We start from the raw sequence: 14,723 nt of genomic DNA on the forward strand, positions 1-14,723 counted from the left end.
AAAGCCAGGTACGGCTTCACCCTGCCGGGTTCATTCGTCTGTCGTCTGTCGTGCCTGGCGGCGGATGCGACGTTCTTCGTCGGGCGTGAGGTGGTGGATGGCCGAGGGCGAAGGCGCCAGCATCGTCAGTGTCGAGGTCGCCGGTTCGTAACGCGCCACGTACTGCCGCATGCCGATGTACAGCACGCCCGCGCGCTCGTCTCAGGCCGAAGAACGGGGGTGGAAAAAGCGCCAGGGTGCCTTTGGCAGAACCATATGCAGGCCGGACGTTGCGTCGACACGCACCTACGCGTCGTGCAGGGCGATCAGCAGGTCGTCGCGTTCGGTGACGGAGACGGTCAGGGGAGCACCGGGCAGGTGCATGAGCGTCGTGGCCTGCCACCTGTCCAAGGACTTGTCGAGCGCGACCACAGTGCCTCGCGACGATCCCAGGTGCGCAAGGCCTTCGATGGCATGCCATCGGTCCTTCCATTCGAAGAACGCCACGACATGGTCGGAGGACACGGGATAACGCGTCGCCCCATCGACGCTGTGCCAGTACAGCACGGCGCCGAACTCCCCGTTGTTGAAGGCCACCAGCCAACCATCGTCGACACGCTGGACGATGACGCCGTCATCGTACTGGCCGGGCGAAGGCAGGAACGAGGGCCGGCCGGCCGCCGGGCTGGAGTGGGACAGGCGGATGGCGACAATGGCGTCGTCGCGCTGGTCCACCCGCCAGGACACGGGCGAATAGTTGCCCGCGTACTCCCAGACAAGACGATCTTCGTGCGATGCCTCCGGCGGAACGGGAATCTCGACCCACGCGCTCAGTGGGGGAGCGAGGGTGGAGGCGCCGTCGTCCGCCGACGCAGCGAACGAGAGCGCGAACAGCCCTCCGCATGCGAGTCCGCGTAGCAGGCCAGCCTTCAATCCGCCGTCACCAGCACCTTGTCTTTGTCGCGCAGCGCGGCATAGACCGCATCGGTCTCCGGGCGTACGCCGTGCCAGTGCTCGAATGCTTCGGCCGCCTGCTCCACCAGCATGCCGAGCCCGTCCACCGCATCGTGGCAACCGGCCGCGCGGGCCCAGGCAAGGAACGGGATCGCGGCCTCGCCATAGTTGAGGTCGACCGCCAGCGTGCGCGGGGTGGCCAGGGTGAACGGCAGGGAGAACGCACCCTGGTCCTGGCGCGCGGCGGAGGTCGCATTGACGATCAGCGAGAAGTCGCCGAGGTCGCGCAGGTCGTTCCAGTAACGGGAGTGCGCGCGATCCGGTTCGCCCAGTGCATCGGCCAGGGCATCGGCCCGTTCCGCGGTGCGGTTGACGATGATCAGTTCGCTGATGCCGGCATCCAGCAAGGCGGGCGCGACGCCGCGCGCCGCACCACCGGCGCCGAGCAGCAGCGCGCGCCGCGCGCGCAGGTCCAGTCCGTGGCGGCCGGTCAGGTCGCGCACCAGGCCGGCGCCGTCGGTGTTGTCGCCGTGCCATTGGCCGTCGTGGTGGGTCAGCGTGTTCACCGCACCGGCGCGCCGCGCGCGATCGCTGGTCTGCGCGCAGATCGCGAAAGCGGCTTCCTTCAATGGCAGGGTGACGTTCGCACCCATGCCGCGGTCGCCCGCGAACCGGTCGAGCGTCGCGACGAAATCGTGCGGTGCGGTGTCGATGGCGGTGTAGTCCAGCGCGATGCCGACCTGCTGCGCGAATGCGGCGTGGATGCGCGGCGACAGCGAGTGGGCGACGGGATGGCCGAAGACGGCGTAGCGCTGGCTGGTCATGGTGCGGATCCCCGTCTGCAGTCGTTGTCCGCAGTCTACGCGCGCCCGCGTCGGCTTGACAGGCGCGACGGTGCGCCGCACTGTGCCGCCGCCGAAGAGGGCGCGCCAGGGATCGAGGCGACGGCAGGCCGGACGGGGAGTACCGGTCGCCTCCCATCGAAACGCTGTCACTGCGGGCCGTGCGTCGACCGACGACGGAACGCGCAGTCCGCGCGCAAGCTTCCGGCAACGATGCTCACGATTCACCGATCCGCCCCGCCGGTACCGCAAGGACGCGGGGATTCCACCACCACCGAAAGGGAAAACCTCATGAAGCCTCTGCTCCGCTGCCTGCCGCTCGCGCTGGCGGCCTTCGCCCTGCACGCGCAAGCGCAATCGATCTCGCCGGCCTACGACGCGTTCCGGAAAAAGGAAACGCCGCCGCCTGCACCCGCCCAGCCCGTGACGCCGACCACCCCGGCGCCTGCCACGCCCGTGGCGCCCGCAGCACCGCCTCCGGCGCCTGCCCATGCCGCGCCCGCACCGTACGCCGCACCCGCGCCTGTCCGCGAGGAGCGGGACAACGGCGGGTTCTTCATCGGCGCCCAGGCGGGCCAGGGATGGATCTACGAGGATGTCGAGCAGGATGCGCTGGCGATGAGCGCGGGCTACCGCTGGCAGGCCGGTCCTTGGACCCAGGTAGGCGTCGAGCTGTCGGCGGGCCGCCTGGACGAAACCACCGACGGCAGTTGGCGCTACCCGAAGGCCACGTACAAGGCGCTGGGCGCCAACGCCCGCATGAGCTTCGGCGACAGCCCGTGGTTCATGATGGTCCGGGGCGGCTATTTCGATGCGGAACAGGACGTTCCGGGCGGCGGTGACTTCTCCACCGATGGCGGCTATGCCGGCTTGGCGGTGGGCGTGGACATCAACCGCCACCTCAACCTGACGCTGGGCTACACCGCGTTCGTCTACGCGGACGAGTACTACGACAGCGACTGCGACGAGGACTACACCTACGACTGCGACTTCAACCGCGCCGACACGGTGACGTTGGGCGTCGAAGCGCGGTTCTGATCCGGAAACAGAAAACAGAAACGGGAGCCGGCAGGCTCCCGTTTTTTTATGCCCCGACGGATGTCTCCAGCTCCCGCACGTAGACATGCTGCGTCTTGGCAAGCGCGAAGCCAGCGGACGGATAAAACGCATGCGACTCCGGGCGCAGGATGTTCGAGCGGACGAAGACATCCTTGCCGCCCTGACGTCGTATCCACTCGCAGGCCGCGTCCACCAGCCGTCGCGCCAGTCCTGAACGCCTCACCCGCGTGTCCACGATCAGCGCCGTGATTTCTGCGCGCATGCCGAACTCGATCATCAGGCGCCACTCCGCCGCCACCATGCCGTGCAGGCGACGGTCGTTGTCCGGCGATGCAGCGACCCTCACGGCATGTGTCGGCGACGCCAGCAGGCTGTCCAGTCGCTTCGCCATGGCAGCGACGTCGACCGGATAAGCGAGCAGCGTGCACAGGCGTGCCAGTTCGGCAGCATCGTCATGCCGCGCATCGCGGATGATGACAGAGATCATGTCAGCTGGCCCGCAGCCAGCGCGCCGCATCCAGCGCGAAGTAGGTCAGCACGCCGTCCGCGCCCGCGCGCTTGAATGCGGTCAGTGCTTCCAGTGCACAGGCCTTCTCGTCCAGCCAGCCATTCGCGGCGGCGGCCTTGATCATCGCGTACTCGCCGCTGACCTGGTACGCGAACGTCGGTACGCCGAACTCGTCCTTCACCCGGCGGATCACGTCCAGGTACGGCAGGCCCGGCTTGACCATCACCATGTCCGCGCCTTCGTCCAGGTCCAGCGCGATCTCGTGCAGCGCTTCGTTCGAGTTGGCCGGGTCCATCTGGTAGGTGAACTTGTTGCCCTTGCCCAGGTTGCCGGCGCTGCCCACCGCGCTGCGGAACGGGCCGTAGAACGCACTGGCGTACTTGGCGGCGTACGACATGATGCGGGTGCTGATGAAGCCGGCCTTCTCCAGCGCCTCGCGGATCGCGCCGATGCGGCCATCCATCATGTCGCTGGGCGAGAGGATGTCCACGCCGGCGGCGGCATGCGCGAGGGACTGCTTCACCAGCGCCTCGATCGTCTCGTCGTTGAGGATGTAGCCGGTGTCGTCGATCAGTCCGTCCTGGCCATGCGTCGTGTACGGGTCCAGTGCCTGGTCTGTCATCACGCCGAGTTCGGGGAAGCGTGCCTTCAGCGCACGGATCGCGCGCGGGATGATGCCGTCCTCGTCCCAGGCGATGCGGCCGTCGGCGGTCTTGGCCGCCGGGTCCGGCACGCCGAACAGATCCAGCACGGGCACGCCCAGTTCCAGCGCTTCTTCGCCCACGCGCAACAGTTCGTCGATGGACAGCCGCTCGACGCCCGGCATCGATGCCACCGGCACCCGGCCCTTCTCCTCGTGCACGAACACGGGATAGATCAGGTCGTTGGTGGTCAGTACGTGTTCGCGCATCAGGCGGCGCGAGAACTCGTCGCGGCGCATGCGGCGCGGGCGGGTATAGGGGTAGGCCATCACGGGCTCCTGGCAGAGCGGCGAATGATACGCCGGTGTCCTGCGGGCGGGCCTGCGACAGGCGGTCGCAGTGCGGAACGCTGCGTCCGCGAGGGCCTCAGATGACGCCGCCGCCCAGCGATAGGCGGATGATGCCGACGACGATGACGATGCCGTTCAGCACCAGCCCGGCCTTGGCGCGGCCGCGATTCCCGGTCCGCGTGAACAGGATGCCGACCGCCGCGATGATCGCGCCGACGGCGGCGAAGGGGATCACCAGCCAGTTCGCGGCCCCCAGCAGCGGAATGAGGGCGAGGATCATCAGGATCATCGCCACGATGCCCCACAGCAGGCTGATCAGTCCCATCGCACATGCTCCCCGACACGGCGCGCGACGTGGCGCCTCATGGACCCACTATGCGGACGGGCAACGACGGCTTCAACCCGTCACGCCATGCATGCCTTCGATCTCGACCAGCAGTTCCCGCCGGCAGACGTCGGCATGCAGCATCAGCCACGGCACGCGCGTGCCTAGGCGAGCTTCCAGCTGGGCGGCCACCGCCTCGGCGTCGCCGGCATCGCTCACGTAGACCTTCAGCCGCGAACTCGCATCCATGTGCGCCGGCAGTGACGGCGCATGCTCGCGCGCCGCACCGAGCAGGCTGTCGAGGTTGGTCAGGGTTTCATCCAGTTGCGCGCGCAGCGAATCGGCATGCTGCGAGGCGTGGCCGACGATGCTGGCCGTACCCGACAGCAGCAGAGGCACGCGCGGCGACGGTGGCAGCAGCGCACGCGCGAAGGTCGGCGATTGCGGGCCGTATTCCCGCGGATAGCGATACGCGCTGACCTGCCGGGGATTTTCCAGCGGCAGGCCGGGCTCGCGCGCCGCCAGCCAGTAGACCTGCAGGACGCGCCGGCCATCGCGGCTGCCGATCGCGGTCGCCGCTGGCAGCACGCGCGTGTCGACCTCGCCCAGGCCCTGCACGCGGCCGACGCAGAACTGCCGGTAGCGCTCGGCATCGCCGTCGCCGTCGGTGATGGCGTCGAAGTAGTTCCAGATGCGCAGCAGGTGCGGATAGCCGCTCTGGCGCCAGAACGCCGCCATCGCCGCATAGGCATGGGCGCTGGCCTGCAGGATGCCGCCCGCAGGCTCTTCCCACTCCACTGCGCCGAACATCAGGGTGCCATCGTGGCTGTAGCGCACCGCCCCGTCCCGGCCCGTGGCCACGGGTCCGGCCGCGCGCCACACCTCGAAGGGCGCGGCGGCTTCGCGCAGCGGCGACAGCGGCACGCGCAGGTAACGGGGATCGTCGATGGCCGACGTCACCGGCGCCAGGGCGCCGAAACCGAACACGGCGAGCGTTTCCTGCAGGCCCAGCAATGCATGGGGTGTCGGCGCGTGGATGTAGTCGACGGCCAACCGCTGTGGCGCGGAGGGACGGTCGGGAGCGGAGCTCATCGTGCGGGAAACAGGGGCATGTCGGGGCGAAATGATAACCCGCCCATCCCGTCACGCCGGGCAGGCGCAGGCTGTGCCAACATTCAGGGCATGCGGCGGAAGATCGCCGGGGTTCCCAGGGAGAAGCCGTCATGACGTTCCGCACCATCCCCGTCGTGTTCGCCATGCTGCTGGCCGCCGGGTGCGCCAGCAGTTCCAAGGTCATGCTGGGGCAGGCACGCCCCGCCATCGATCCGTCGCAGGTCCAGGTTTACCGCACGGCACCGGCCGGCGCACTGGAGATCGCGCAGCTGGAATCGAAGAGCGCGGTCGGTTTCGGTACCCAGGGCCAGACCGACGCCGCCGTGGCGCGCCTCAAGCGCGAAGCCGCCGCCCTCGGCGCCAACGGCGTGGTGCTGATCGGCGTGGGCTCGAGTGGCTCGCCGGTCGGCATGTCGGTGGGCGCCGGCAGTTACGGCCGCCACTCCGGCGGCGGCGTCAGCATGGGCATCCCCACCACGCAGAAGCAGGCCGCGGGCGTCGCGATCTACGTGCCGCCGGGGACGCCGGTGGATGCGTCGATCGTGGTGCCGGAGCCGGCGGCGAAGCGCTGAGGGGACGACCGTGGCGAGGTTCCCCAAGATCGAGAGCGCCTGCCCGTTACCGGACGAACAGCAGCGCTGCATCGCGGGTTTCTGCGGTCAGTGCGGCAAGTCGGTCCAGCGCCTGGATGACATGGATGAGGCTCAGCGAGCCGCATGGATGAAGCAGGCAGCCGGTCCGGTCTGCGTGTCCTACCGTCTCCCGCGCCCCGCGCTGGCCGGGCTTGCGGTCGCCGCGCTGCTTGCTGCCGCACCTGCAGTGGCCGGATCGCCGGATGCCGAGCAAGGGCAGGGCGACACGGTCGCCACCGTTGCGGATGCGCCCGACGAGGCCAATCCGCTACTGATGCTCGTGATGGTGGGCGGTATCAGCGAACCCGGCAACGCCGAGTGGATCGATGACTCGGGCCTGCCGGACCTGCCGCAGCGTCACGTGGAAGGTTCGTTCGAAGCGCGCGCCGAAGGGACGACGCGGCCCGCCGCGCCCGCACCCTCCGAAGACACCGGCGCGTAAGCATCCAGGATGCGCAGTTTGCGGATGCCTTCCAGCAAAGGCGGCATGCCGGCGGGGTCACCATCGCCCACATGGAGCGCGATGTGGCCGGCATCGAATTCGCCCAAGCCGGCGTCGTAGCTGGTCCATCGCTGGCCATCCCACGCCTGTACCCACATGTGCGGACTGAAGACGTGTGCCTGTCCGGTGAATCGGCTGGAATACGCGATGCCGGAGACCACCCGGGCGGGAATCCCAAGTGCACGCGCGGCGGCTGCCAACAGCACCGCACTTTCGGTGCAATCCCCGGACCGTGCGGCCAGCGCCTCGCTGGCGCTCATGTACTCGCCAAAGGATATGCGCCCGGTCATGTGCTCACGAACTGCGTTCGCGAGTGACCGCATGCGCAGGTGAGTGCTTCGGCCGCGCGAATGGGTTCTCGCGAACGCTCTGACGGAGGCGCTCTCGCTGTTCACATACGCATTGCCTCGGCTGTATCGGTCCAACGCGTCCGCGTCGGGTGGAGATTCTTCCCCGCAATCCCGGCAGATGCGCAACAACATGGTGCCGCTCGCGGCGGCCACCTTTTGTTCGTGCGTGCTCGGCCAAGACCACGGCATGCCATCGACGCGCAATCGATACTCGATGACGCCGTGCCGTGCGGCGCTCGACAGCTTGTAGGGCGAGTGGACGAGCAGCGGTTGCAGCCAGGCACGCGTACCTTCGCGTGCATCCGACGGTCGGGCTTCCTGCGCGTGGACGATGGCAGGCAGCGTCCAGGCCAGCAGTGCAAGCACGATGCGATATCGCATGCTCCCGCCGACCGCTTTTGACACGTTCTTCAAGGCGCGGGCGCGGGCGCGGTGTCGGCTTCGTCGCCCTCCAGCACGATCCGCTCGCCACCGTCCACGTTGACGGCCAGCGTCTCGTAGCGCCATTCGCCCGCACTCTTCTTTGCGATGACGTAAAGCGTGCCCTCGGCGCGTGAGCCCACCAAAGGGATCGCGAGTTCGGCCTCACCACTCGCGCCGCTGGTACTGGTTTTTCCTTGTACGAACCAACCCGTGCCGATCGGTTCGCCGAGTGCGGCGATTACCGATGGATCCGCCTGTGCGCGTGCGACTGCCTGAGGGTAAGGCGGGGTGGACCTGAGGATGCCGAAAACGAGAGCCACAAAGCCGATGACGCAGGCAACGAACAATGCAAGCAGCGTTGTCGCCAATACCGGAACGCACCATTTCCAATTGCGTTGCCACCAGCCGGATTGAGCGGGGACAGGCGTCGACATTGCGATGCTCCTAGGTCGGAGGGGATCAGGGTTTCAAGCAACGGGCGAAGAAATCCTCGGTCAGCCGGTAGCGATGCAGCAGGTCGCTGCCGCGCAGGCCGTGCTTGGCCCCTGGGTACGTCATCAACTCGAACGGCGTGCCGCGCTTCTGAAGGTCACTCATCAGCTGGGTCGAGTTGGTGAACAGCACGTTGTCGTCGGCCATGCCGTGGATCAGCAGCAGCTTCGAACGCAGGCCGGCCAGGTGGGTGAACACGCTGGCTTCGCGATAGCCGGCTTCGTTCGCCTTCGGCAGGTCCATGTAGCGTTCGGTGTAGTGGGTGTCGTACAGCGCCCAGTCGGTCACCGGCGCGCCCGCCACGCCGCAGGCATACGCTTCGCTGTGCTTGGCCAGCAGCATCAGCGTCATGTAGCCGCCGTTGGACCAGCCATGCACGCCGATGCGCTTTGCATCGACGAAGGACTGCGCCTTCAGCAATTCGACGCCGCGCAGCTGGTCGTCCACTTCCACCGTGCCCTGCTTGCCGTACAGCGCGCCGCCGAACGCCGCGCCACGGCGCGGGGTGCCGCGGTTGTCCAGCGAGAACACCACATAACCCTGCTGCGCCAGGTACTGGTTGAAGAAGGCGTCAGTGCGGCCGGGCCAGGCGCGGGTGACGGTCTGCGCGGCAGGGCCACCGTAGACGAACACCACCACGGGATACTTCTTCTTCGGGTCGAAATTCGCCGGCTTGATCAGGCTGTAGTGCAGCGGCGTCTTGCCGTCGGCCGCCGTCAGCGTGCCGAATGTGGTCGGCTGGTGCGCGGCCAGGTACTTCGCATACGGATGCCCGGCGTCGACGGCATCATTCTCCAGCAGCGTCGCCAGCTTCGTGCCGTCCGCCTTGAACAGTTCGATCTGCGGCAGTGTCGTGTCGCTGGACCAGCTGTCGACGAAGACGCTGGCATTGCGGGCGAAGCTGGCCGTGTGCACGCCCGCAGCAGGCGTCAGCTTGCGCGGTTCGCCGCCTGTCAGCGGCACGGCGTAGACGTGGGTTTCGGCGGCGCCATCGCGCGTGCCGCTGACGTACGCCAGGCCATTGCCTTCGTCGACTGCCAGCAGGCTGTCCACGACCCAGTCACCGCGGGTCAGCTGCGACAGCGAAGTCCCGTTCTCGGATACGAGGTAAAGATGCTCGAATCCATCACGCTCCGACGACCACAGGAAGCGTCCATCCTTCAGGAAACGCAAGGCGTTGTGCAGTGGCACCCAAGTCTTCGACGTTTCGGTCACAAGCGTGCGTTGCTTGCCGGTTGCCAGCGTCGTCTCGATCAGGTCGAGCGTCTTCTGGTCGCGCGACTGGCGCTGGAAGGTCAGGCGCTGCGGATCGCGCCAGTCCACGCGGGCCAGGTAGATGTCCTTCTCGGTGCCCAGGTCGATCCACTGCGGTCTGGCACTCGCTTTCGGCGCAATCACGCCCAGCTGCACCAGTACGTTCGCATCGCCCGCTGCCGGATAGCGCTGTTCGACGACCTCCGTCCGGTCGGGATAGACCTCATAGCGCTTCACCAGCGGCACCGGCGTTTCGTCGATACGGGCGAAGGCGATGGCCGAATCGTCCGGCGCCCACCAGTAGCCCGTATGGCGATCCATTTCCTCGTCGGCGACGAATTCGGCCACGCCGTTGCCGATGGTGTCGCTGCCATCGCGGGTCAGCTGCACTTCCCTGCCGTCGGCCAGCGCGATGACCCACAAATTGCGGTCGCGGATGAAGCTGACGAAGCCACCCTTCGGCGAGATCTTCGGATCGGTGGCGAAGCCGCCGCCGTTCGTGAGCTTGCGCACCGCGTCCTTGCCGGTCTTGGCCAGGTCGTAGAAGTACAGCTCGCCGCCCAGCGGAAACAGCAGCGCCTTGCCGTCGGGCGACCATTGGTAATCGACGATGCCGGACAGCGCGGCGATGCGCTGGCGCTCGCGGCGCGCCTTTTCCTCGTCGCTCAGCATTTCCTCGCCCGGCAGCACCACCGACGAATCCACCAGCAGGCGCGTCTGCCCGCTGGCGATGTCGTACTCCCACAGGTCCAGCCGGTTGCGGTCGCTGTCCTTGCCGCGCAGGAAGGTCACCCGTGATCCGTCCGGCGCCACCTGCGGTTTGGTCAGCGTCGGGCCGGACAGCGGCGCGCTGCCGGTGATGGCTTCCAGCGTCAGTTTTTCGGCGTGGGCGGGCAGGGCGGTGGCGAGGGTCATCAGGGCGAACAGGGCGAGGCGCATCGGATTTCTCGGGCGGCGGGGCCGGTCAGGCCCGGATTATTGCACCCGCGAACCGTAGCGTGCGCCATGCGCACGACCTCTGGATCCGGCACCGCGCATCGTGCGCATGGCGCACGCTACCTTCCGAACAGGTGCTTGCGTTCCTCGTCGGTCAGCGGCTTGCCCGCATCGGGATTCACCTGCGTCTTCAGCGCGTACGCGCGCTGCACGGCAGGACGCGCGGCGATCTCCGCATGCCAGCGCTGCAGGGCGGGATAGGGCGACATATCCAACGGCGCCCTGTCGTAAGCGTTGATCCACGGATGGATCGCCATGTCGGCGATGCTGTACTCGTCGCCTGCGACGTACGCGTGCTTCGCCAGCTGCGTGTCCAGCACGCCGAGCAAACGCTGCACTTCGCGGGTGTAGCGGTCGATGGCGTAGGGAATCTTGTCCGGTGCGTACAAGGTGAAGTGGCCATACTGCCCTGTCATCGGCCCCAGGCCACCCATCTGCCACATGAGCCACTGGTTCACTGCCACCTTGTGCCGCGTGTCGTTGCCGAAGAAGCGGTTGGTCTTGTTGGCCAGGTACACCAGGATGGCACCGGACTCGAACACGCTGATCGGCTCGCCACCGTCGGCCGGCGCATGGTCGATGATGGCCGGCATCTTGTTGTTGGGCGAGAACGCAAGGTAGTCCGGCTTGAACTGGTCGCCCTTGCCGATGTTCACCGGCACGATGCGATAGTCCAGCTTCGCGCCGGCCTCGGCCAGCTCTTCCAGCAGCAGCGTGATCTTGTGGCCGTTCGGGGTAGGCCAGTAGTACAGGTCGATCATGGCGGGGTCCGCGGGGTGGGGAGGCCTTCGAGTCTAGACCGGCCTGCAGACTTGGCAGCGTCAAATCCGGCCGCTACCCTGCCGCATCCTTGGAAAGCACTGTTCCCGACATGACCGAACCAAAATCCGCGCGCCTGGGACCCCTGCCGGCCCTGATCTTCAGTTCGCGCTGGCTGCAGCTCCCGCTGTACCTGGGCCTGATCGTGGCGCAAGGCGTGTACGTGGTCCTGTTCCTGAAGGAACTGTGGCACCTGGTGCATGGCGCGACCAGCCTTAGTGAGCAGGACATCATGCTGCTGGTTCTGGGGCTGATCGACGTAGTGATGATCTCCAACCTGTTGATGATGGTGATCGTCGGCGGCTACGAGACCTTCGTGTCGCGCATGGGGCTGGAAAAGCACCCCGACCAGCCGGAATGGCTCAGCCACGTCAACGCATCGGTGCTGAAGGTCAAGCTGGCGATGGCGATCATCGGCATCTCGTCCATCCATCTGCTGAAGACCTTCATCGGCGCCAGCGCCCTCGGTGGCCTGCCGCTATGTGGTACGCCGGCTGCGTTCGCTGCGGCGGAGGCGGCCAAGGTGGCCGGGTGGGCGGCGAAGACCTGCAGCGACTTCACGCCGACCGGCGTGATGTGGCAGACGATCATCCATGCCATCTTCATTCTGTCGGCAATCGGTATCGCCTACACCGACAGATTGATGAGCAACAGCGCGACGCCCAAGCACGCCGCACACTGACCCCGTGGCGGAACCCGTGATCCGTGAAGCGAACGATGGCGACCACGCCGCCATCATCGCGCTGAACGAAGCTGAGGTCCGCCACACCAGCCCTATGGATGTGGACAGGTTGCGCCACCTGGCGTCCCTGTCCGACTGTCTCCGCGTGGCGACGCTCGACGGTCGCGTGGTCGCCTTCCTGCTGGCGATGCGTGCCGGTGCGGATTACCGCAACGACAACTTCGGGTGGTTCGCCGGACGCTATCCGGATTTCCTCTACGTCGACCGCATCGTGGTGGATGCGGCGGCGCAGGGGCACGGCCTGGGGTCGCGGCTCTATGCCGACCTGTTCGCCTTCGCCCGTGAACGCGGCATCCCGCGCGTCACCTGCGAGTTCAACGTGGTGCCGCCGAACGAGCCTTCGCGTCTGTTCCATGCGCGCCACGGCTTCGTCGAAGCCGGTCGCCAGTGGCTGGACAACGGTCGCAAGCAGGTCTCCATGCAGGTCGCCGAACTGGCCTGAACGCCTTCGTCTCAGGGTTTGGGCCGCCGCAGGCCGTAAAATGCGCGGATGGATGTTTCCCACCTGCTCGAAGACCTGAATCCCGCCCAGCGCGACGCCGTTTCCGCCGAACCCGGGCATTACCTGGTCCTGGCCGGCGCCGGCTCCGGCAAGACCCGCGTGCTGACCCACCGCATCGCCTGGCTCAATGAAGTCCATGGCGTCCCCACGCACGGGATCCTCGCGGTCACCTTCACCAACAAGGCTGCGGGCGAGATGCGCGCGCGCGCCGACGTGCAGCTGCGCAATGGCAGCCGGGGCATGTGGATCGGCACCTTCCACGGCCTCGCGCACCGCCTGCTGCGCCTGCACTGGCAGGAAGCCAAGCTGCCGGAGACCTTCCAGGTGCTGGACAGCGACGACCAGCAGCGCCTGGTCAAGCGCGTCGTCCAGGCGATGGAGCTGGACGAAGGCAAGTATCCGCCCAAGCAGCTCACCTGGTGGATCAACGAGCAGAAGGACGAAGGCCGCCGACCGGAACACATCCAGCCCGCGCCGAACGACGACTGGCTGGATGTGCGCCGGCAGGTCTATGCCGGCTACCAGGAACGCTGCGACCGCGCCGGCCTGGTCGACTTCGCCGAACTGCTGCTGCGTGCGCACGAGCTGCTGCGCGATACGCCGGCATTGCTGGCGCATTACCGCACGCGCTTCCGACAGATCCTGGTGGACGAATTCCAGGACACCAACGCCATCCAGTATGCGTTCGTCCGCGTGCTCGCCGGCGATACGGGGCACGTGTTCGTGGTCGGCGACGATGACCAGAGCATCTACGGCTGGCGCGGCGCGAAAGTCGAGAACATGCAGCAGTTCCTGCGCGACTATCCCTCCGCCCGGACCATCCGGCTGGAACAGAACTACCGCTCCAGCGCGAACATCCTGGGCGCCGCCAATGCGGTGATCGCGCACAATCCGGGCCGCATCGGCAAGCAGTTGTGGACCGACACCGGCGACGGCGAGCCGATCGACCTGTACGCCGCCTACAACGAGATGGACGAAGCCCGCTTCGTGGTCGAGCGCATCCGCCAATGGGTGCGCGACGGCGGCAGCCTCGGCGATGCCGCCATCCTCTATCGCAGCAATGCGCAATCGCGTGCCTTCGAAGAAGCGCTGCTGTCCGAACAGGTGCCGTATCGCGTATATGGCGGCATGCGCTTCTTCGAGCGCGCCGAAATCAAGGACGCGCTCGCCTACCTGCGCCTGATGGCCAACCGTGCCGACGACGCGGCGTTCGAGCGCGTGGTGAATACGCCGACGCGCGGCATCGGCGAGCGCACGCTGGACGAGGTTCGCCGTCTGGCACGCGGCGCCCGCGTGTCGCTGTGGGGCGCGGCGGTGCTCGCGGCCCAGGGCAGCGACCTCGCCGGCCGCGCACGCAACGCGCTGGCGGCGTTCGCGTCGCTGGTCGACCAGCTGGCCGAGGAAACCGCCGAGATGACGCTGGCCGAGCGCGTCGACCACGTGCTTGCGCGCTCCGGCCTGCGCGAGCACTGGGCACGCGAAAGCCGCGGCGGCCTCGATTCCGAATCGCGTACCGAGAACCTCGACGAACTGGTGTCGGTCGCCTCCCGCTTCGTGCGCCGCGAGGACGTCGCCGTCGAGGAAGACGTGCAGGAGGGCATGAGCGAACTGGTCGCCTTCCTGTCCTATGCCGCGCTGGAGGCCGGCGAGGGCCAGGTGGACGCCGGTGAGGACGGCGTGCAGTTGATGACGCTGCACTCGGCCAAGGGCCTGGAGTTCCCGCTGGTGTTCCTGGCAGGGCTGGAAGAGGGCCTGTTCCCCAGCAACCGTTCGCTGGACGAAAGCGGGCGGCTGGAAGAAGAGCGGCGGCTTGCCTACGTGGGCATCACCCGCGCACGCCAGAAGCTGGTGCTGAGCTATGCCGAAGCGCGTCGCCTGCACGGGCAGGACATGTACGGCATCCCGTCGCGTTTCCTGCGCGAGATCCCCGCGAGCCTGTTGAACGAAGTCCGCCCGCGCGTGCAGGTCAGCCGTGCCGCCCCGGGTTTTGCTTCACGGCCGGTGGCCGGCCACGCGTCCATCGAGTCGCCTTCCATGAAGCTCGGGCAGATGGTGACGCACGCCAAGTTCGGTCAGGGCGTGGTTACCGATTACGAGGGCAGCGGGGCGCATACGCTGGTACACGTGAACTTCGCCGAGGTCGGTCCCAAGGTGCTGGTGCTCGCCTACGCCAACCTGCAGGCGGTCTAGGCGATTGATCCAGATCACGGCGCGTTGCGCCGGCAGGGCGTCTAATGGCC

The 14,723-nt window shown here is 67.4% G+C and carries 17 protein-coding genes; 6 read left to right on the forward strand and 11 right to left on the reverse strand.

Features of this window, described 5'->3' with window-relative positions; genetic code table 11:
- Positions 1–30: 30 nt before the first annotated feature.
- The 3 genes from Q0907_RS13260 to aroE form a co-directional block, all read right to left on the reverse strand.
- Entirely contained in the window at positions 31–186 is a 156-nt protein-coding gene (locus Q0907_RS13260) for a hypothetical protein (RefSeq protein ID WP_299345530.1), read from the reverse strand.
- Between the two features lie 99 nt (positions 187–285).
- Entirely contained in the window at positions 286–912 is a 627-nt protein-coding gene (locus Q0907_RS13265) for a hypothetical protein (RefSeq protein ID WP_299345533.1), read from the reverse strand.
- Entirely contained in the window at positions 909–1,757 is an 849-nt protein-coding gene (gene aroE, locus Q0907_RS13270) for a shikimate dehydrogenase (RefSeq protein WP_299345536.1), read from the reverse strand. Before aroE ends, Q0907_RS13265 begins: the two co-directional genes overlap by 4 nt.
- A 309-nt stretch (positions 1,758–2,066) precedes the next feature.
- On the opposite strand from aroE, the gene Q0907_RS13275 reads away from it, so the two are divergent.
- Complete coding sequence (locus tag Q0907_RS13275; protein WP_299345539.1) at positions 2,067–2,813, forward strand: outer membrane beta-barrel protein; 747 nt, start codon at positions 2,067–2,069, stop codon at positions 2,811–2,813.
- A 46-nt stretch (positions 2,814–2,859) separates the two neighbouring features.
- On the opposite strand, the gene Q0907_RS13280 is transcribed toward Q0907_RS13275, so the two are convergent.
- From Q0907_RS13280 to Q0907_RS13295, 4 genes are all read right to left on the reverse strand, one after another.
- Positions 2,860–3,321 (reverse strand): GNAT family N-acetyltransferase, encoded by a 462-nt coding sequence (locus Q0907_RS13280; protein WP_299345541.1) that lies wholly within the window; start codon positions 3,319–3,321, stop codon positions 2,860–2,862.
- A 1-nt stretch (position 3,322) separates the two neighbouring features.
- A complete protein-coding gene (gene hemB / locus Q0907_RS13285; protein WP_299345544.1) occupies positions 3,323–4,312 on the reverse strand; it encodes a porphobilinogen synthase in 990 nt (329 codons plus the stop codon).
- Between the two features lie 97 nt (positions 4,313–4,409).
- Positions 4,410–4,658 (reverse strand): hypothetical protein, encoded by a 249-nt coding sequence (locus Q0907_RS13290; RefSeq protein ID WP_299345547.1) that lies wholly within the window; start codon positions 4,656–4,658, stop codon positions 4,410–4,412.
- Positions 4,659–4,730: 72 nt separating this feature from the next.
- Positions 4,731–5,750 carry a pteridine-dependent deoxygenase gene (locus Q0907_RS13295; RefSeq protein ID WP_343229818.1) on the reverse strand — a complete coding sequence of 340 codons (1,020 nt, stop codon included), beginning with the start codon at positions 5,748–5,750 and terminating at the stop codon, positions 4,731–4,733.
- A 131-nt stretch (positions 5,751–5,881) separates the two neighbouring features.
- Here Q0907_RS13295 and Q0907_RS13300 point away from each other — a divergent pair, with 131 nt between their 5' ends.
- Together Q0907_RS13300 and Q0907_RS13305 are read left to right on the forward strand one after the other, a co-directional pair.
- Positions 5,882–6,343, forward strand: coding sequence for a hypothetical protein (locus Q0907_RS13300; protein WP_296278905.1), 462 nt, complete (start codon positions 5,882–5,884; stop codon positions 6,341–6,343).
- 10 nt (positions 6,344–6,353) lie between these two features.
- Positions 6,354–6,845, forward strand: coding sequence for a hypothetical protein (locus Q0907_RS13305; protein WP_299345550.1), 492 nt, complete (start codon positions 6,354–6,356; stop codon positions 6,843–6,845).
- Here the strand turns inward: Q0907_RS13305 and Q0907_RS13310 are convergent.
- The 4 genes from Q0907_RS13310 to Q0907_RS13325 form a co-directional block, all read right to left on the reverse strand.
- Complete coding sequence (locus Q0907_RS13310) at positions 6,761–7,636, reverse strand: transglutaminase-like domain-containing protein (RefSeq protein WP_299345553.1); 876 nt, start codon at positions 7,634–7,636, stop codon at positions 6,761–6,763. The two genes, Q0907_RS13305 and Q0907_RS13310, sit on opposite strands and share 85 nt — an antisense overlap.
- A 29-nt stretch (positions 7,637–7,665) precedes the next feature.
- Positions 7,666–8,112 (reverse strand): cytochrome c oxidase assembly factor Coa1 family protein, encoded by a 447-nt coding sequence (locus Q0907_RS13315; RefSeq protein ID WP_299345555.1) that lies wholly within the window; start codon positions 8,110–8,112, stop codon positions 7,666–7,668.
- A 25-nt stretch (positions 8,113–8,137) separates the two neighbouring features.
- Entirely contained in the window at positions 8,138–10,363 is a 2,226-nt protein-coding gene (locus Q0907_RS13320) for a S9 family peptidase (RefSeq protein ID WP_299345557.1), read from the reverse strand.
- A gap of 116 nt (positions 10,364–10,479) precedes the next feature.
- Entirely contained in the window at positions 10,480–11,181 is a 702-nt protein-coding gene (locus Q0907_RS13325; RefSeq protein WP_299345559.1) for a glutathione binding-like protein, read from the reverse strand.
- 110 nt (positions 11,182–11,291) lie between these two features.
- Here Q0907_RS13325 and Q0907_RS13330 point away from each other — a divergent pair, with 110 nt between their 5' ends.
- From Q0907_RS13330 to uvrD, 3 genes are read left to right on the forward strand one after another with little or no spacing between them, the layout of a single operon-like run.
- Positions 11,292–11,921, forward strand: coding sequence for a TIGR00645 family protein (locus Q0907_RS13330; RefSeq protein WP_299345562.1), 630 nt, complete (start codon positions 11,292–11,294; stop codon positions 11,919–11,921).
- 4 nt (positions 11,922–11,925) lie between these two features.
- Positions 11,926–12,423 (forward strand): GNAT family N-acetyltransferase, encoded by a 498-nt coding sequence (locus Q0907_RS13335; RefSeq protein ID WP_299345565.1) that lies wholly within the window; start codon positions 11,926–11,928, stop codon positions 12,421–12,423.
- 48 nt (positions 12,424–12,471) lie between these two features.
- Positions 12,472–14,673 carry a DNA helicase II gene (gene uvrD / locus Q0907_RS13340; RefSeq protein ID WP_299345568.1) on the forward strand — a complete coding sequence of 734 codons (2,202 nt, stop codon included), beginning with the start codon at positions 12,472–12,474 and terminating at the stop codon, positions 14,671–14,673.
- Positions 14,674–14,723 lie beyond the last annotated feature (50 nt).

The organism is uncultured Pseudoxanthomonas sp. (genome assembly GCF_947498795.1).
Lineage (GTDB): Bacteria > Pseudomonadota > Gammaproteobacteria > Xanthomonadales > Xanthomonadaceae > Pseudoxanthomonas_A.